General features: G+C 63.7%; 13 protein-coding genes. 4 read left to right on the top strand and 9 right to left on the bottom strand.

The annotated features are described in order from the left end of the window. Positions 1 to 15: 15 nt before the first annotated feature. The 3 genes from X566_RS06490 to X566_RS06480 form a co-directional block, all read right to left on the bottom strand. On the bottom strand, positions 16 to 1914 hold the full coding sequence (locus tag X566_RS06490; protein WP_034468091.1) for an extracellular solute-binding protein: 1899 nt from the start codon (positions 1912 to 1914) through the stop codon (positions 16 to 18). Positions 1915 to 1928: 14 nt separating this feature from the next. Then, positions 1929 to 3755, bottom strand: a complete 1827-nt coding sequence (locus X566_RS06485; protein WP_244434772.1) for an extracellular solute-binding protein — start codon at positions 3753 to 3755, stop codon at positions 1929 to 1931. A 264-nt stretch (positions 3756 to 4019) separates the two neighbouring features. Next, entirely contained in the window at positions 4020 to 4571 is a 552-nt protein-coding gene (locus tag X566_RS06480; protein ID WP_034464560.1) for a cytochrome c family protein, read from the bottom strand. Between the two features lie 283 nt (positions 4572 to 4854). Between X566_RS06480 and X566_RS06475 the strand changes: the two genes are divergently transcribed. Beyond that, positions 4855 to 5601, top strand: a complete 747-nt coding sequence (locus X566_RS06475; protein ID WP_034464557.1) for a 3-deoxy-manno-octulosonate cytidylyltransferase — start codon at positions 4855 to 4857, stop codon at positions 5599 to 5601. A 46-nt stretch (positions 5602 to 5647) separates the two neighbouring features. Then, positions 5648 to 6490: a prephenate dehydratase gene (locus X566_RS06470; protein WP_034464554.1), complete on the top strand. Its 843-nt coding sequence runs from the start codon at positions 5648 to 5650 to the stop codon at positions 6488 to 6490. 44 nt (positions 6491 to 6534) lie between these two features. On the opposite strand, the gene X566_RS06465 is transcribed toward X566_RS06470, so the two are convergent. Together X566_RS06465 and X566_RS06460 are read right to left on the bottom strand one after the other, a co-directional pair. Next, positions 6535 to 6864 (bottom strand): hypothetical protein, encoded by a 330-nt coding sequence (locus X566_RS06465; protein WP_034464552.1) that lies wholly within the window; start codon positions 6862 to 6864, stop codon positions 6535 to 6537. Between the two features lie 48 nt (positions 6865 to 6912). Then, positions 6913 to 7929, bottom strand: a complete 1017-nt coding sequence (locus tag X566_RS06460; protein WP_034464550.1) for an LLM class flavin-dependent oxidoreductase — start codon at positions 7927 to 7929, stop codon at positions 6913 to 6915. 409 nt (positions 7930 to 8338) lie between these two features. Between X566_RS06460 and metF the strand changes: the two genes are divergently transcribed. Beyond that, positions 8339 to 9253, top strand: coding sequence for a methylenetetrahydrofolate reductase [NAD(P)H] (gene metF, locus X566_RS06455; RefSeq protein WP_034468089.1), 915 nt, complete (start codon positions 8339 to 8341; stop codon positions 9251 to 9253). 149 nt (positions 9254 to 9402) lie between these two features. Next, positions 9403 to 13269: a methionine synthase gene (gene metH / locus X566_RS06450; protein WP_034464548.1), complete on the top strand. Its 3867-nt coding sequence runs from the start codon at positions 9403 to 9405 to the stop codon at positions 13267 to 13269. 21 nt (positions 13270 to 13290) lie between these two features. Here the strand turns inward: metH and X566_RS06445 are convergent, their stop codons facing one another. The 4 genes from X566_RS06445 to X566_RS06430 form a co-directional block, all read right to left on the bottom strand. Next, the gene (locus X566_RS06445; RefSeq protein ID WP_034464546.1) at positions 13291 to 14001 is read right to left on the bottom strand and encodes a carbonic anhydrase family protein; all 711 of its coding nucleotides are present in this window, start codon (positions 13999 to 14001) and stop codon (positions 13291 to 13293) included. Positions 14002 to 14161: 160 nt separating this feature from the next. Further along, positions 14162 to 15667: a glycerol kinase GlpK gene (gene glpK / locus X566_RS06440; protein ID WP_034464543.1), complete on the bottom strand. Its 1506-nt coding sequence runs from the start codon at positions 15665 to 15667 to the stop codon at positions 14162 to 14164. 23 nt (positions 15668 to 15690) lie between these two features. After that, positions 15691 to 17382: a long-chain fatty acid--CoA ligase gene (locus X566_RS06435; RefSeq protein ID WP_034464540.1), complete on the bottom strand. Its 1692-nt coding sequence runs from the start codon at positions 17380 to 17382 to the stop codon at positions 15691 to 15693. A gap of 189 nt (positions 17383 to 17571) precedes the next feature. Further along, entirely contained in the window at positions 17572 to 19095 is a 1524-nt protein-coding gene (locus tag X566_RS06430; protein WP_409337813.1) for a D-alanyl-D-alanine carboxypeptidase family protein, read from the bottom strand. Positions 19096 to 19141 lie beyond the last annotated feature (46 nt).

Here is a 19141-nt window from a genome sequence, read left to right as displayed (position 1 = left end):
CCGCGGAGCGCCGCCTCAGCCCGGCCGGTCAAGTTTCGGAGCCTTGTCGCGGTCGTACCACCAGGTTTCAAGAACGCCGCGAGCGTAACGCGGTTTCTCCGCCGGGTGGCTGTAGATGTCCCAATAGGCGAGCCAGTGGTTGCCCTTGTACCAGTGCGGAACCCAGTAGCGCCCGGAGCGGACCAGCCGGTCGAGCGCGCGGCAGGCCGTGGTCAGCGATGGGCGATCCTTGGCGGTCACCGCCTGCTCGATCAGCGCATCGATGGCCGGATCGGCGATGCCGGAGAGGTTCTTCGTTCCCTTGGTCGCGGCGGAGCGGGATGTGAAATAGTCCCGCAGCGAATCGCCGGGCGTTGCCGAGAAGCCGAAACGCTCGGTGACGATGTCGAAATCGAAGTCGTTCTTTCGGCTCTGCATCTGCACCGCATCGATCAACCGCAGATTGGCGTCGATGCCGAGCAGCCCCAGGTTCTTGATGAACGGCATGTGATGCGGCTGGAACGTGGGCTCCTCCAGCAGGAATTCGATCGTCAGCCGCTCACCGTCCGGTCCGACGCGCTTGCCGTCCTTGATGCGGTAACCGGCCTCGTTGAGGAGCTGGCCCGCGCGGCGCAGCAGCGCCCGATCCTGACCGGAACCGTCGGTGACCGGCGGCGTGTAAGGCTCGCCGAACACCTCGTCGGGCACCTTGCCGCGGAACGGTTCGAGCAGCTTGAGTTCGTCGGCGGATGGCGGCCCCTTTGCCATCAGGTCGGAGTTCTGGAAGGGCGACTGCGTCCGGTCGTAGGACCCGTACATCAGGTTCTTGTTGGTCCACTCGAAATCGAATGCGTCGATCAGGGCTTCGCGCAGTTTCGGATTCTTGAATTTCTCGCGCCGGGTGTTGATGAACCAGCCTTGCGCGCTGGAGGGCGTGTCGTCAGGCAGGATCTCGCGCTTGACACGGCCGTCGCGGATGGCGGGGAAGTTGTAGCGTGTCGCCCAGATGCGCGAGGTGAATTCCTCACGGAACAGATAGCTCTTGCCGGTGAAGCCTTCGAAGGCGACGTCGCGGTCGCGATAGTATTCGAAGCGAACGGCATCGAAATTATACTGGCCGATCATGACGGGCAGCGTCGCGCCCCACCAGTCCTTCACGCGTTCGTATTCGATGAAGCGGCCGGGCTCGAAGCGGCCGACCTTGTAGACGCCGGAGCCGAGCGGAGCGTCGAGCGAGGAATCCTCGAACGATTTCGCCGTGTAGTAGGCACGCGAGAAGATCGGCAGCGACGCCGCGAATTGCGGCACGTCGCGGGCGCGGCCCGCGGCGAAGCGCACGATCACGGTCTTGTCATCGATGGCTTCCACGCCAGCCATGTCGCGCAGCATCTGCGTGATGGTCGGATGGCCTTTCTCCTTGAGGATCATCAGAGAGAAGGCGACGTCGTGGGCGGTCAGCCTGCTGCCGTCGTGAAAGCGCGCTTCGTCGTGCATCAGGAAGCGGTAGGTGAGGCCGTCCGGCGAGATTCGCACCGCGCGCGCGGCAAAGCCGTACATCGCGTCGGGCTCGTCGAGCGCGCGGGCCATTAAGGTGGCGAACGTCAGCTCCATCCCCAGCGCGGCCTCGCCCTTCAGGATGAAGGAATTGAGGGTGTTGAAGGTGAAGAAGCTCTGATTGAAGGCGCGGGTCGAGCCGATCTGCGAAAACGTGCCGCCCTTCGGCGCATCCGGATTGACATAGTCGAAATGCTTGAAGTCGGCGGGATACTTCAGGTCGCCGAAGTCGGAGATGCCGTGCCGCTCGGTCCCACTCTCGGCCTGCGCCAGGGCGCCGTGCTGGAGCGTGACCGTTGCGATGGGACCGGCGAGGGTCGCGCCGGCGGCGAGGACGAGGACATCCCGTCGCGAGATCGGGAGCCGTGGCGTGGCGTGCATCCGGTGCTTGTCAATCAAGAGCGCTTGCCTGTCTTCGCTGCCTTGTCCTCATCCCACCACCATAACGAGGGCAGACCCGAGACGCCATATTTCGGCAGCGGCTCGGCGTGACTGAAACGGTCCCAGCGGGCGTAGCGCGCCTTGCCATAGGTGTATTGCGGGACCACGTAGAAATTCCACAGCAGCACTCGATCCAGTGCTTTGGTTGCAGCCACCAACGTTGCCCGATCCTTGGCGAAGATCACCTTCTGGATCAGTGCATCGACAGCCGGGTTCTTGATGCCGGCCGAGTTCTGCGCTCCCGGCCGGTCGGCGGCCTTCGAACCCCAGAATTCGAGCTGTTCGTTGCCGGGCGACAGCGACTGCGGCCAGAGATCGACGATGATGTCGTAGTCGAAGCTGCGCAGCCGGTTCTGATACTGCACGTTATCGACGATACGGACGTTGACGGTGATGCCGAGCCGCTCGAGCGACGGCTTGTAGAACAGGAACAGCCGTTCGTCGTTCGGATCATCGCCGAGGAATTCGACCGTGACCTGTTTGCCGCTTGGGTCCACCAGCCGCTGGTTCTTGATCTCGAAGCCGGCTTCCTTGAACAGGCGCAAGGCTTCGCGGCGGTTGTTCCGCACGGCCTCCGGATTGCCGTTGACGGGATTGGTATAAACCGTGGTGAAGACCTCTGGCGGGACCTGTCCGCGAACCGTCTCGAGGATCTCCAACTCCTTGCCTTCGGGCAATCCGGATGATGCAAGCTCGGTGCCTTCGAAGTAGCTGTTGATGCGCGTGTACTGTCCGTAGAACAGCTGCTTGTTCATCTCCTCGAAGTCGAAGGCGTAATTGAACGCCCGGCGGAAGCGCGCATCTTTGAACAGCTCGCGCCGCTGGTTGAAGACGAAGGCCTGCATACGGCCCGAGGAGCGGATCGGAAACTCCTCGATCACCACGCGCTTCTCGCGGACGGCGGGGAAATCGTAGGCGGTGGCCCACTGCTTGGCGCTGGACTCGATGATCCAGTCGGCCTGGTCGGCCTTGAAAGCTTCGAGCGCGACGATGTTGTCGCGGAAGAATTCGTAGCGCAGCTCGTCGAAGTTGTCCTGGCCAAGATTGATCGGAAGCTTCACGCCCCAATAGTCCTTCACGCGTTCGAGGACGAGAGTGCGGCCCGGCGAGAATTCCTTCACGCGATAAGGGCCGGAGCCGAGCGGCGGCTCCAGCGTGGTCGCGGTGATGTCGCGCTTCCGGCCGTCCTTGTCGGAGCCTTCCCACCAGTGCTTCGGCAGCACCATCAATTGCCCGACGATCACCGGCAGTTCGCGGTTGCCGGGGCTGTCGAAAACGAACCGGACCTCGTGGTCGCCGACCTTTTCAGCCTTCGTCACGTGATTGTAATAGGAGGCATAGCGTGGGCTGAGCTTCTTCAGTGTATCGAACGAATAGATCACGTCCTCGACCGACACCGGCTTGCCGTCATGCCAGCGCGCTTCCTTGCGCAGACGATAGGTCGCCCAGGAAAAATCGTCTGGGTGGGCGACTGCTTCCACCAGCAGTCCGTATTCGGTGGAGATTTCGTCCTGCGACTGCGTCATCAGCGTTTCGTAGATGCGGGCGATGCCGGGTGCAATCGAGCCCTTTACGCCGGCGACGGCGACGTTGAAATTGTCGAAGGTGCCGAGCGATATCTGCCGTGCGACGCCGCCCTTCGGTGCCGACGGGTTCACATAGTCGAAACGCTCGAAGCCCGGCGGGTACTTGATCTCGTCGAACAACGACAGCGCGTGGCGCCATGTCACGCCGCCTTCCGCAGTCTGCGCGTGCGCAATCCCCCCACTCAGTTTCGCCAGCGGTGCCACCGCAAGGGCCGCACTCGTTTGCAGGAGATGTCGCCGGGAGATGCTCAAGACGTTGAATCCTCGATTGTTGTCGGGAAATGGAAACGTGAAGCCTTCAAGCCGATTATGTCGGTTTTCTGATAGGTGGCTACAAGCGGCCTTCACATGCCATTGCGGCCAATCGCCCCGTTTCACCAGGAGTTTATGCCGAAAACACAACGGCCGGGGAAAGCCCCGGCCGTCAACTCAATTCGCGTTAATGTTGAGTGCGCGAACTTATTTCGCTGCGGCCTGCGGCAGCGGAACAGGGCTATCGGCCAGGGTGCGCAGATAGTCGATCACGTCTGCGCGCTCGCTGTCGCGCGGCAGGCCGGCGAAGCTCATGCTGGTTCCGGTGATGTAGCTCTTCGGGTTGGCCAGGAAGTGATTCAGCTCGTCGAACGTCCACTTGCCACCCTTGGCCTTCATGGCGTTCGAATAGTTGAAGCCGGCATGCGAGCCCTTGTCGCGGTTGACCACCTCATAGAGGTTCGGGCCCACCTTGTTCGGGCCGCCCTTCTCGAAGGTGTGGCAGGAGATGCACTTCTTGGCTGAAGCCGCGCCCTTCTCGACCGAGGCGCTGGCCAGCAGCTCTTCGATCGGCTTGGAGGGTTCGGCGGGAGCGGCCGGGCCGCCCGCGGCCGGGGTTTCCGGCACCTCGATGTTATAGCCGGACTTCTCCAGCTTCGGCGGGGTGAAGAGCGCACCCGCGGCGATGTTCATCACCAGCAGGAAGAGACACGTTCCGAGCAATGCGCCGAGAATCTTGTTGAGTTCGAAGGAGTCCATTTTGCCCAGCAGTCCCAGGGTTTCGAATCGAGCCGAAAGATGTTCGATGGGCCGCGCACAGCGGCGGCAGGCCGCATTCCGCCCGGATAGAGCGGTTTCGAGGGAATAACGGTTTGCCTCGGCTCTGGCAACCCGTATAAACAGCCCCGCCGCGGGACAATCCCGTACCCCAAGGCCCCGTATTGTCTTGCCTTTTCCCGCCCGGTGCGGACCGGCGAGGCGTGCGCATCGCACCCATGTCTGCATCCATGTCTGCACCCACGCCTGCATCCAGGCCCGCCCCATGTCGTCAGCCTCGACCCTGATCCTGATTCCGGCGCGCATGGCCTCGACCCGGCTGCCGGGCAAGCCGTTGAAGGATATCGCCGGCCTGCCGATGATCGTGCAGGTGTTGCGCCGCGCCGCCGCCGCCGCTGCTGGCCGGGTGGTGGTGGCGACGGATGCTGCCGAAATCGCCCAGGCGGTGCGGGACCAGGGTGGCGAGGCGGTCATGACCCGTGCCGACCATCCCTCCGGCTCGGACCGAATCTTCGAGGCGCTGCAAACTCTCGACCCGGCGGGCAGGGTTGAGACCATCATCAACCTGCAAGGCGACCTGCCGACGATCCCGCCGGCGGACATCCGCGCGGTTGCCACGGTTCTGGACGATCCTGCGGTCGATATCGCCACCCTGGCCGTGCCGATCAGCCGGGACGACGAACACACCAATCCCAACGTGGTGAAGGTGGTCGGATCGCCGCTGTCTGCCACGCGCCTGCGCGCGCTCTATTTCACCCGCGCCACCGCGCCCTATGGCGACGGGCCGCGCTATCATCACATCGGCATCTACGCCTACCGGCGTGCGGCGCTGGCTCGTTTCGTGACGCTGCCGCCGTCGCCGTTGGAGAATCGCGAGAAGCTGGAGCAGTTGCGGGCGCTCGAAGCCGGTATGCGGATCGACGTGACAGTGGTGGATTCGGTACCGCTCGGGGTCGATACGCCCGAGGACCTCGAGGCGGCGCGGCGGATGCTGGGTGCAATGAAGCCCTGACGCGAAACGCCTTGAAGAATGAGCAGAAGGCAGTAAGAGCACGGCTATGAAAATCGCATTCCAGGGCGAATTGGGCGCCAATTCCCACATCGCCATCGACGAGGCCTATCCGGATGCGGAGGCGCTGCCATGTGCGACCTTCGAGGATGCGCTGGCGGCGATCTCGTCCGGTGAGGCCGATCTCGGCATGATCCCGATCGAAAACTCGGTCGCCGGCCGTGTCGCCGATATTCATCACCTGCTGCCGCAATCGGGCCTGTTCATCATCGGCGAATGGTTCCTGCCGATTCGCCATCAGCTGATGGGGCTGCGCGGCACCGCGCTCACCGACATCAAGACGGTCGAGAGCCACGTGCACGCGCTCGGCCAGTGCCGGCGGATCATCCGCAAGCTCGGCATCCGGCCGATCGTGGCGGGAGACACCGCCGGATCGGCGCGGATCATCGCGGCGCGCGGGGATCGCTCATGTGCTGCGATCGCACCGCGGCTGGCGGCGCAGATTTACGGCCTCGATATCTTGGCGGAGGACGTCGAGGACGAGCAGCACAACACCACGCGCTTCGTCGTGCTGGCCCGCGAGCCGAAATGGGCGGCGCAGAACTCCGGTCACGTGGTGACGACATTCGTGTTCAATGTCCGCAACGTGCCGGCGGCGCTGTACAAGGCGCTGGGCGGCTTCGCCACCAATGGCATCAACATGACCAAGCTGGAAAGCTATATGGTCGATGGCAATTTCTTCGCCACCCAGTTCTATGTCGATGTGGATGGTCACCCGGAGGATCGCGGGCTGGCGTTCGCGCTGGAGGAGCTGAAGTTCTTCTCCAAGGAATTCCGCATCGTCGGCGTCTATCCGGCGCATCCCTTCCGCGAGACGTTCGCGGCGGAATGATGCGGTGAGGCAGGCGCGGCCGACCTCGTCCGCCCCAGACGATTTCAGCTCGAGAAATAAAGCCCGGCGATCGAGCAGACGATCGACGCGATGCCGGCTGCGACCAGAACATGGCCGAGGCGGATGGCGGTCAGCACGTCGGCGCTCTGCGCGGCGCGGTCGGATGCGCTCAGCACGCCTTGCGTGATGGTCTGCCGGACAATGGTGCTGGTGGCGTCGAATTCATCGCGCTGGGCAGCCAGGATCATCAGCAGGCCGGCGAGTCCGAGGCCTGCGTAGCCGAGAAAGGCCAGCAACAGCAGTGGAATCGAGCCGACGATGAATAGCGGCAGCAGGAACGGCAAAAGCAGGATGTCGGGGTCGCGGGTGCGCATGATGGCTCTCCGTGAGGGACTAAGCACCCTCAGCGGATCGAAATTATGTCAGGGCGTCGCCTTTTCCAGGCCGAAGGCGTCCGCCAGCAGCGTGTAGGAGTGCTTCCGCTTTTCGTGATCGTAGATGCTGGTGGTGATCATCACTTCGTCAGCCTGGCAGGCCTCGATCAGCGGTTGCAGCTTTTCGCGCACAGTCGCGGCACTGCCGACGAACAGGCGCTTGCGCGCGCGGGCCAGCTTGATGCGATCCTGCTCGGTATAAGGATAAGCCAGGGCCTCTTCCGGGCTCGGCAACGGAAAATACTGCCCGCGATCCCGCCGCAGCCGGTTCAGGTCCATGGAGGCCGCCAGATATTCGGCTTCCTCGTCCGTCTCGGCGGCAATCGCTGCCACCGCCAGGATAGCCCAAGGCGTGGAGCGGGATGGCGACGGCTTGAAGCGCGCGCGATAGTGGGTCATGGCCTCGACGGCGTCATAGGTGGCGAAGTGGTGCGCGAACGCGAAGCCCATGCCGATCTGCGCGGAAAGGTCGGCCGAGTAATCCGACGAGCCGAGCAGCCAGATCGGCGGCAGCGGTGCATCGGACGGCATCGCCACCACGTTGTTGAACGGGTGCCCTTCCGGGAAATTGCGCGTCTCCCACAGCATCAGTTCCATCAGCCGTTCCAGGAACTCGTCGCCGTTGCGTCCGTCGAGCTTGGCTCGCAGCGCGTAGGCGGTGGCCGGGTCGGTGCCCGGGGCCCGGCCGAGGCCGAGGTCGATGCGGCCTGGGAATAGTCCCTCCAGCATCTTGAAGCGCTCGGCCACCACCAGCGGGGCGTGATTCGGCAGCATCACGCCGCCTGAGCCGACCCGGATGCGCTTCGTCGCCGCCGCCACCTGGCCGATCATCAGATCGGGTGCCGGGCTCGCCACCGAGGCGAGGTTGTGATGTTCCGCGGTCCAGTAACGCGAATAGCCCAGGGCATCGACGTGCTGCCCGAGGTCGATGCTGTTGCGCAGCGCCGCCGAGGGCGGGGTGTCGGTGGTGACGAGCGAGAGGTCGAGAACGGAGAGGTGGGTCATGGGCGAAAGCTAGCGGGCGTTCTGTCGTCGACAAGGTGGCGGAACACATTGCTGGGCTTCGAGGATCGGCATGATCGTGGGACAAGGAGCGTATAGTCCTTGATCAAGGGGAAAACTTCCCACCATTCGATTCCGTCGCAAAGATTGATATTATCAATTAATGCATTGATTTCTTGAAAATATTTTCCATTTTTTGATTTGGATGAGGCGGCATGTTCGTCCCACTAGCGGCATTTTCGAGTCAAATTATGCTATATGGTGAGGTCTATGGGAAACTTCCCATGGAAATTTTGCAACTTTCCCCTGTCTTGAGCCGATCCTGTCCCCTAATGTTGGTGGAATTAACCCAAGAGAGCGAGACAGCGCGAGACGTTCGGGATGGGCCCGGACGATGCGGGCGGTGGTGGCGATGAGTGATAGCGCGAATCAGGGGCAGCAGGCCGCTGGCGGCCGCAAGCTGCCGAAGATTTCCTTCGAGTTCTTTCCTCCGAAGACCGAGGAGATGGAGCAGACGCTGTGGGAGACGATCAAGCGTCTCGCGCCGCTGGAGCCTTCGTTCGTATCGGTGACGTATGGTGCGGGCGGTTCCACGCGCGAGCGGACACATGCGACCATCGCCCGCATCCTGAAGGAGACCAGTCTGACCCCGGCGGCGCATCTCACCTGCGTCGATGCCTCGCGCGGCGAGATCGATGAGGTGGTCGCGCGCTATCACGAGACCGGCGTCCGTCATATCGTCGCGCTGCGCGGCGATCCGTCTGCCGGCATTGGCGCGGCCTACAAGGCGCATCCGGACGGCTATCAGAGTTCGGCCGCTCTCGTCGCAGGCATCAAGAAGCGTTACCCGGACATCGAAGTCTCGGTGTCGGCCTATCCGGAGAAGCATCCCGAGAGCGCGAGCCTCGATGCCGACATCGACGTGCTGAAGGCCAAGGTCGATGCCGGCGCGGCGCGGGCCATCACCCAGTTCTTCTTCGACAACGATCTCTACAACCGCTACGTCGATCGCGTGCGCGCACGCGGCATCGCGATCCCGATCGTGCCGGGTATCCTTCCGGTGCAGAACTTCAAGCTGGCGAAGAACTTCGCCACCCGCGCCGGCGCCAGCGTGCCGGCTTGGCTGTCGGAGAAGTTCGACGGGCTCGATGACGATCCGGAGACCCGCAAGCTGATCGCCGCTGCCGTTGCCGCGGGCCAGGTGCAGAAGCTCAACAAGCACGGCGTCGACAATTTCCATTTCTACACGATGAACCGCGCCGATCTCGTCTTCGCCATCAGCCATCTGCTCGGCTTCCGCGCCAATAGCGCGCAGAAGGCGGCGTGAGACGCGATCGAACAAGGAATCTGAACGTGTCGTCCGGGGTGCACCGAAGGTGCAAGCCCGGAATCCATACTCCCTGTGGTGGTTATGGATTCCGGGTTCGCTCATTGCATTCGCGCCCCGGAATGACGACCGAGTGAATGGATAGGCCAGTGACCAGCAAGATATCTTCCGTCGAAGCCACCCTGCGCAAGCTCGCCGCCGAGCGCATCCTCGTGCTCGACGGCGCCATGGGCACGATGATCCAGGGCCTGCAGTTCGACGAGGCGGCGTTCCGCGGCGAGCGCTTCAAGGATTTCCATCGCGATCTGCGCGGCAATAACGACCTTTTGATCCTCACCCAGCCGAAGGCGATCGAGGACATTCATGCGCAGTACCTGCGCGCCGGCGCCGACATCGTCGCCACCAACACCTTCTCGTCCACATCGATCGCGCAGGCCGATTACGACCTGTCGTCGCTCGCCTATGAGCTGAATCTCGAAGGCGCGAAGCTTGCCAAGGCGGCTGCCGTGCGGGTTGCGGCCGAAGACGGCAAGCCGCGCTTCGTCGCCGGTGCCCTCGGGCCGACCAACCGCACCGCGTCGATCTCGCCGGACGTGTCCAATCCCGGTTATCGTGCGGTGACGTTCGACGAATTGCGCGTGGCCTATGGTGAGCAGGCGAAAGGTCTGCTTGATGGCGGTGCCGACATCCTGCTGGTCGAGACCATTTTCGACACGCTGAACGCGAAGGCAGCGCTCTACGCGATCTCGGAAATCTGCGAGGAACGCGGCATCAAAGTTCCGCTAATGATCTCCGGCACCATCACCGACAAGTCCGGCCGCCTGCTGTCGGGCCAGACGCCGGAGGCGTTCTGGAATTCGGTGCGCCACGCCAATCCGTTCTCGATCGGCTTCAACTGTGCGCTCGGCGCGGAAGACCTGCGCGCGCACATCGCCGATATCGGCCGCGTTGCCGATACCCTGGTCTGCGCCTATCCGAACGCCGGTCTGCCGAACGAGTTCGGCGGCTACGATGAGACGCCGGACTATATGGCGGGTCTGGTCGGCGAATTTGCCTCCAGCGGCCTCGTCAACATCGTCGGCGGCTGCTGCGGCACGACGCCGGATCACATCGCGGCCATCGCCAACGCGGTCGCGCCGCACAAGCCGCGCGTGATCGCCGAGGTGCCGCGCCGCTTCCGCCTGTCGGGGCTGGAGCCGTTCGAGCTGACGCCGGATATTCCATTCGTCAATATCGGCGAGCGTACCAACGTCACCGGCTCGGCCCGCTTCCGCAAACTGATCACCAACGGCGACTACACGGCGGCGCTTGCCGTCGCGCGCGAGCAGGTGGAGAACGGCGCGCAGGTGATCGACGTCAACATGGACGAGGGGCTGCTGGATTCGGAAGCTGCGATGGTGACGTTCCTCAACCTCGTCGCCAGCGAGCCGGATATCGCCCGCGTGCCGGTGATGGTTGATTCCTCGAAATTCCATGTGATCGAGGCTGGCCTGAAGTGCATTCAAGGCAAGCCGATCGTCAACTCGATCTCCATGAAGGAGGGCGAGGAGAAGTTCATCCATGAGGCGACGATTGCGCGCCGCCATGGCGCCGCGGTAGTGGTGATGGCGTTCGATGAGGTCGGCCAGGCCGACACGTTTGCGCGCAAGACCGAAATCTGCAAGCGCGCCTACGACATCCTCGTCAACAAGGTGAACTTCCCGCCCGAGGATATCATTTTCGATCCGAACATCTTCGCGGTCGCCACCGGTATCGAGGAGCACAACAACTACGGCGTCGATTTCATCGAGGCGACGCGCTGGATCAGGCAGAATCTGCCGCACTGTCATATCTCCGGCGGTGTCTCGAACCTGTCGTTTTCGTTCCGCGGCAACGAGCCGGTACGCGAGGCGATGCACTCGGTGTTCCTGTATCACGCCATCAAGGCGGGCATGGACATGGGCATCGTTAATGCCGGCCAAATGGCCGTCTATGACGACCTCGATCCGAAGCTGCGTGAGGCATGCGAAGACGTGGTGCTTAACCGCGATCCCGGTGCGTCGGAGCGGCTGCTGGCGCTCGCCGAAAGCTTCCGCGGCAAGGAGAAGCAGACCAAGGAGGCCGATCTCGCCTGGCGCGGCTGGGACGTGAACAAGCGCCTCAGCCATGCGCTGGTGCACGGCATCACCGAGTTCATCGAGCAGGATACCGAAGAGGCGCGGCTTGCCGCCGATCGGCCGCTGGCGGTGATCGAAGGGCCGCTGATGGACGGCATGAACGTGGTCGGCGATCTGTTCGGCGCCGGCAAGATGTTCCTGCCGCAGGTTGTGAAGTCGGCGCGGGTGATGAAGCAGGCGGTCGCCTATCTGCTGCCGTTCATGGAGGAGGAGAAGGCGAAGAATGGCGGCGGTGACAGCCGCAACTCCGCCGGCAAGATCGTGCTCGCCACCGTGAAGGGCGACGTTCACGACATCGGCAAGAACATCGTCGGCGTCGTGCTTCAGTGCAACAACTTCGAGGTGATCGACCTCGGCGTGATGGTGCCCGCGGCGAAGATCCTCGAAACCGCCAAGGCGGAGGGCGCCGATATCATCGGCCTGTCGGGTCTGATCACGCCGTCACTGGACGAGATGTGTCATCTGGCGGCCGAGATGGAGCGCAATCAGTTCACCGTGCCGCTCCTGATCGGCGGCGCGACCACCAGCCGCGTGCATACGGCGGTGAAGATCGACCCGAATTATCAGCGCGGTGCGGTGGTGCATGTGAACGACGCGAGCCGCGCGGTCGGCGTTGCCTCGTCATTGCTGTCACCGGAACGGCGGACGTCTTATGCTGCGGAAGTGCGCGACGAGTACCTGAGGATCGCCGCGACCCATGCGAAGGCGCAGGCTGACAAGAAACGGCTGACGCTGAAGCAGGCGCGCGACAACGCTCTGAAGATCGATTGGAGCAAGGCGAAACCGAAGAAGCCGTCGTTCCTGGGGCTGCGCAGTTTCGACGATTACTCCCTCTCAGAGCTGGTCGAGTACATCGACTGGACGCCGTTCTTCCAGACCTGGGAGCTGAGCGGACGCTATCCGGCGATTCTGGACGATCCGAAGCAGGGCGAAGCGGCGCGGTCGCTGTTCGAGGATGCGCAGGCGATGCTGAAGCAGATCGTCGACGAGAGGTGGTTCCGGGCGCGCGCGACCGTCGGCTTCTGGCCGGCGAACAGCGTCGGCGACGACATCGTCGTCTATTCCGACGAGACACGAAACCAACCGATCGCCACGCTGCACACGCTGCGCCAGCAGCTCGAGAAGCGGCAGGGCCGTCATAACGTCGCGCTGTCCGACTTCATCGCGCCGAAGGATACGGCCGTGCCGGATTACATCGGCGGTTTCGTCGTCACCGCCGGCATTGGCGAGGATGTCATCGCCGACCGCTTCAAACATGCGAACGATGACTACTCGTCGATTCTGGTGAAGGCGCTGGCTGATCGCCTGGCGGAAGCCTTTGCCGAGCGCATGCATCAGCGTGTGCGCAAGGAATTGTGGGGGTATGCTCCCGATGAACGCTACAGCAACGACGAGCTGATCCTCGAGCAGTATCAGGGTATCCGCCCGGCGCCGGGCTATCCGGCGCAGCCCGACCACACAGAGAAGGGCACGCTGTTCCGCCTGCTCGATGCGGAGAAGACGGCCGGTGTGAAGCTGACCGAGAGCTTCGCCATGTGGCCGGGATCGTCGGTGTCGGGTCTCTACTTCAGCCACGAGGAGGCGGAGTATTTCGGCGTCGGCAAGATCGAGCGCGATCAGGTCGAGGACTATTCCGCACGCAAGGGCTGGAGTGTCGCCGAGACCGAACGTTGGCTGATGCCGGTGCTGAACTACATTCCGACCGCCAATGCCAACAAGCCGCAGGAGAGCAAACCGGCGGCGAAGGCGGCCGATGCGCAGGCGGAGCGCGCGGAGTTCGCCGCCGATCTCGCCTTGCATCCGTCGGGCTGCACCTGCGCCGTGCATGTCCGGCTGCGCCAGAAAGCGAAGGCAGGATAACTGGCTTCGCTGGCCGGCTTCTCAGGAAAGGAAGCTGACGCGGCCGGTGGTGATGTCATGCAGCGCCGAGACGACGCGCAGCTGTTTGGCCGCCACCAGCTCTTTCAGGATCTGGCTTCGCTGCGTCAGTGCGGCAGCGCTCATCGTCGCATTCGCTTCGGTGACGGCCTTGACGAACGCCTCGTTGCTGGAATTGGCCGGCCCCTGGACCTTGGTCGCCGCGACGGCCGGGCGGATATGTGCGAGCGTGGCCGTCAGGTTGCCGAGCTTGACGTCGTCGATCGCGCCTTTGACCGCACCGCAGTCGCTATGGCCGAGCACGACGATCGCGCGCGCGCCGACGACTTTGGTGGCGTATTCCAGGCTGCCGATCATGTCGGTGTTGATGAAATTTCCAGCGATGCGCACGCAGAACACGTCGCCGATGCGCTGGTCGAACACCAGTTCAGGCGGCACGCGCGAATCCATGCAGCCGATGATGGCGGCAAACGGTGCCTGTGCCTTGGCGGTGTCCTTCACCTGCTGGCGCAGGTCGCAATTGATGCTCTTGCCGCTGACGAAACGCTCGTTGCCAGATGTCAGCCGCGCGATCGCGTCGTCAGGACTGAGCTGCTTCTGCCGGTTCGGCGTGAAGACGGCGCATTCGCTGGTTTGGGCGTGAGCGGAGGGAGCGAGCAGGCTCGCTGCAAATCCAGCTGTGAAGCAGGCGCAGAAAAAGCGGCGGGTCAACATGATTACGCTCTGAAAAGGTTAAGGGGATGGACGGGTTGTTTGTCCCGTTGGAAAGCGAACGGCTTGACCGTAGCCGCGAAGGAACAAAGACTTTCCTAATACCCGGGACGCCAATTGACCGAGATTGGCGCCATCGCGACAACTGCGCGCACCGTCGGCATCAAGCGCCGGGATCGCTTGCCAGCACGCCGGCCACGGCCTTGCTCCAGCCCCTCAGCTTGCGGTTGCGGGTTTCCACGCTCATCGCAGGCTCGAAGCGGCGCTCCAGCCGCCAGTTGTCGGCAAAGCGCGCCGGTTCGGGAAAGACGCCGGCATTGAGCCCGGCGAGATAGGCCGCCCCGAGCGCTGTCGTCTCCTGGATCACCGGCCGGTCCACCGGCGCATCGAGCAAGTCGGCGAGCCGCTGCATGGTCCAGTCGGAGGCGGTCATGCCGCCATCGACACGCAGCACCGTGTTGGCGGTCGCGGCACCCGGCCAGTCGGCGCGCATGGCCCCCCACAAGTCGCTGGTCTGGTAGCACACGCTCTCCAGCGCCGCGCGCGCCAGCTCCTTCGGCCCGGTGCCGCGGGTCAGGCCGAACAGGCCGCCGCGCACGTCGGGATTCCAGTACGGTGCGCCGAGGCCGACGAAGGCTGGCACGAGGTAGACGTCTTGCGTTGGATCGGCGGCGTCGGCGAGCGGGCCGCTCTCGCGTGCGTCCTTGATGATGCCGAGGCCATCGCGCAGCCACTGCACCGCGGAGCCGGCGATGAAGATCGAGCCTTCCAGCGCATAGGTGCGCTTGCCGTCGAGCTGGTAGGCGATGGTGGTGAGCAGCTTGTTCTGCGACGCCACGGGCGTCGTGCCGGTGTTGAGCAGCGCGAAGCAGCCGGTGCCGTAGGTGGACTTCATCATCCCCGGTGCGAAGCAGGCCTGGCCGATCGTCGCCGCTTGCTGATCGCCGGCGATGCCGCGAATGGCGATCGTGCCGCCGAGCAGGTCGGGGACGGTTTCGCCGAACAGCGTCGCAGAGTCGCGGACGACGGGCAGCATGCTGCGCGGCACATTGAGAAGCCGCAGCAGTTCGTCGTCCCAGTCGCCGGTGTGGATGTTGAACAGCAGCGTGCGCGAGGCGTTGGTGGCGTCGGTCGCATGCACAGCGCCGCCGGTCAGCCGCCACAGCAGGTAGCAGTCGACGGTGCCGAACAGCAGCTCGCCGCGCTCGGCCCGCGCGCGGGCGCCGGGCACGTTGTCGAGGATCCAGGCGACCTTGGTGCCTGAGAAGTAGGGATCGATGATCAGGCCAGTCCTGGCGGAGATCGCGCGCTCGTGGCCATCGGCCTTCAGCCGCGCGCAGATATCGGCGGTGCGGCGGTCCTGCCAGACGATGGCACGGTGGATCGCCTTGCCGGTGGCGCGATCCCACACCAGCGTCGTCTCGCGCTGGTTGGTGATGCCGATCGCGGCGATGTCGGCTGCGGCGACATTGGCCTTGGCGACCGCCTCGCGGCAGGTCGCGATCGTCGTTGCCCAGATGTCCTCCGGCTCGTGCTCGACCCAGCCGGAGGCGGGGAAATGCTGCGGGAATTCCCGCTGCGCCACCGCGGCGATGGAAATATCGCCGCGGAACAGGATCGCGCGCGAGGATGTCGTGCCCTGGTCGATCGCGAGGACGAGGGAAGCCATGCGAACCTTCGCGCCGCTACGGTTCAGGCCGCGGCCTGCTCCGGTTTCTTCTCGTCGCGCAGCGCGCGGCGAAGAATCTTGCCGACGTTGGTCTTCGGCAGCTCGGTGCGGAATTCGATCTGCTTCGGCACCTTGTAGTTGGTCAGCTGCTTGGCGCAGTGCTTGATGATGTCGTCGGCGGTGAGGTTCGGGTCTTTCTTGACCACGAAGGCCTTGACCGCCTCGGTGGACTTCGCGTCCGGCACGCCGATCACCGCGCATTCCAGCACGCCCGGATGAGTGGCGATCACGTCCTCGATCTCGTTCGGATAGACGTTGAAGCCGGAGACGATGATCATGTCCTTCTTGCGATCGACGATCTTGATGAAGCCGTCGGGGTTCATGATGCCGATGTCGCCGGTGCGGAAGAAGCCGTCGCTCGTCATCACCTTTGCGGTTTCGTCGGGCCGTTGCCAATAGCCGGCCATCACCTGCGGGCCCTTGGCGCAGATTTCGCCAGGCTGGCCGAGCGGAACCTCGTTGCCGTCGTCGTCGCGGATCGAAATGTAGGTCGAAGGCACCGGGATGCCGATCGAGCCGGAATATTCAGTGGAGTCAGCCGGGTTGCAGGTCAGTGTCGGCGAGGTTTCCGACAGGCCGTAGCCTTCGATGATCGGCGCACCGGTCAACTTCACCCAGTTCTCGGCCACGGCCTTCTGCACCGCCATGCCGCCGCCATTGGCCGCACGCAACTTGGAGAAGTCGATGCTCTTGAAGTCGGGATGCTGCATCAGCGCGTTGTAGAGCGTATTCACCGCCGGGAAGCTCGAGACCTGATATTTCTTCAGCTCGGCGATGAAGGCGGGGATGTCGCGCGGGTTCGGGATCAAGAGGTTGGCGCCGCCGGCGCGAACCGCGAGCAGGAAGCACGCCGTCAGCGCGAAGATATGGTACAGCGGCAGCGCACAGACGACGAGGAATTGCTCGTCCTTCGGCATGTCTTTGATCGCCGGCTGCAGCCAGGCATCGTTCTGCAGCACGTTGGCGAGGATGTTGCGGTGGAGCAGCGTCGCGCCCTTGGAAACGCCGGTGGTGCCGCCGGTGTACTGCAGGAAGGCGACGTCATCGTTGGTGAGCGTGGGTTTGGTGAACGTCATGCCGCGCCCTTGCGACAGCGCGGTGTTGAACGGCACCGCCTGCGGCAGCGAGAATGCCGGCACCATCTTCTTGATCCGACGGACCACGAAATTGACGATGATGCCCTTGAAGCCGAGCAGATCGCCCATGGAGGCGAGAATGACGTGCTTGATCGGCGTCTTTGCGATCACCTGTTGCAGGGTGGTGGCGAAGTTCTCGACGATGATGATCGCTTCGGCACCGGAATCCGTGAGCTGGTGTTCCAGCTCGCGCGGCGTGTAGAGCGGATTGACGTTGACGACGGTATAGCCCGCCCGCAGCACCGCCGCCGAGGCGACCGGGTTCTGCAGGATGTTGGGCAGCATGATCGCGACGCGCGCGCCCTTCTTCAGGCCCTTGCCTTGCAAATAGGCGCCGAGCGCGACCGACATCTCGTCCAGCTCGCGATAGGTGATCGCCTTGTCCATGCAGATGAATGCCTTGCGGTCGGCATAGGTCTTGAAGCTTTCCTCGAGCAGCTCCACCAGCGACGAATACTGGTTGACGTCGATGTCCGCAGGCACGCCAGCAGGGTATTTCTTGAGCCAGATGCGATCCATGGGTGTCCTCCGCGACAGACGATAGGCGCCCCGGATTGATTGCTGTTCGGGGCTGATGCTTGCGGTCAGTATCGGGAAACGCCGTGCAGGTGGCAAGCGTCACCGTGTGCGGCGGACATCAGGCCGCATCGGATTTTCGTCGGAGGGACAGCGGGATGCGCGTGGTGTTGAAGGTCTACACCGCGAATGTCAGTTGCCCTTGCTGGCATCCTTCGCGGCCGGCTTTGGCTTGCTGGGTACGGGCTTGGCGGCGGCGGCGGCCTTGGCGCTATCCTTCACGCTATTGACGCTGTTCTTGGCCCCATTCTTGGCGGCCGTTGCCGGCTTGGCTTCAGGCTTGCCGCCACCCTTCGCCGCCGCAGCAGCGGGCTTTGCCGGTGCAAGTTTGGCGGGATCGGGCTTTGCAATCGTCAGGTTCGGTTTGGGATCGTTCTTGGCCGCCTGCTTCTTCAACGCAGCCGGCTTGGCCGAAGCCTTCGGGTCAAGCTTCGTATCGGTCTTGGCCTCGGTCGTCACCTGCAGTTTGAGGCTCTTCTTGCCCTTCTTGCCTTTCGGCGTCTGGCTCGCCTCATCGGCCTCAACGGCAGCGATCAACTCGGCGCCGGTCCGCTTGGGGCCGGTGTAAACGATCATCGGCTCGCCCGCGGTTTGCGGTAGCGCCAGCATGTCCGAGGGCTTCATCGCGCCGGTGCCGGATGTCGATGCGAACAGCGAGAAGCCGATGTCGCCGTTATCGCTGGTGCCACTGTTGGCGGCGATGGTGGCATTGTCGTCATCGGATTCGAGGCCCGGCCGCTTCCGCTTCGGCCCGCACATATCGTCGCGCAGGTTCGGCGGCGGGGCGGCGATCGGCTCCATCGAAGCCAGCGTACCCATCGATGGCGTCAGCCAGGACAGGCCGCTCTGGCCGAAGCCGCGTTCGAGCAGTTGCGCGGCCTTGGCGGCACGGATCGTCGCAGACGGCGCACCGAGGACGACGGCGATCAGCCGCCGGCCGTTGCGGGTGGCGGATGCGACAAGGTTGAAGCCCGACGCGCAGATGAAGCCGGTCTTCATGCCGTCGGCGCCCGGGTAGCGCCCGATCAGGCTGTTGTAGTTGCGGGTGATGCGGCGGCCGAATTTGATCGCCGGAATGTGGGTATAGTATTCGTACTCGGGCAGATCGCGGATGATCGCCCGTGCGAGGATCGCCATGTCGCGCGCCGAGGTGATCTGGCCTTCGGCGGGCAGTCCGTTCGGATTGACGTAGCTCGTCTGTGTCATGCCGAGCCGCTGCGCCTGGCGGTTCATCTCGTCGGCGAATTTCTCGATCGATCCCGACACGCCCTCCGCGACCACCACCGCCATGTCGTTGGCCGACTTGACCATCACCATGGCCAGCGCGTTTTCGAGCGTGACGGTGGTGCCGGGCCTGAACCCCATCTTCGAAGGGGCCTGGGCGGCTGCGATCGGCGACACCGTCAGAAGCTTGTCCAGCGTCAGGCGGCGTTCCTTGACCGCTTTCAGCGCAACATACAGCGTCATCAGCTTGGTGGTGGAGGCCGGATACCAGGGATGGGTCGCGTTCTCGGCATAGATCACCTTGCCGGTGTCGGCTTCAGCGACAATCATCGCTTCCGATTGTGCAGGGCGCGCGGCCGTCAGCAGAGCGGCCGACGCAAGCAGGACCAGAACTGGGAGACGGCTGAAAATCGCTTTTGACAGATGATGCACGATCCGGTTCCGGTTTGTCGAAACAAAGTCCTGATGCTTCAGATCC

This window comes from Afipia sp. P52-10, assembly GCF_000516555.1.
In the GTDB taxonomy this organism is placed as follows: Bacteria; Pseudomonadota; Alphaproteobacteria; order Rhizobiales; family Xanthobacteraceae; genus P52-10.
This window is presented reverse-complemented; position numbering and strand designations above follow the sequence as displayed.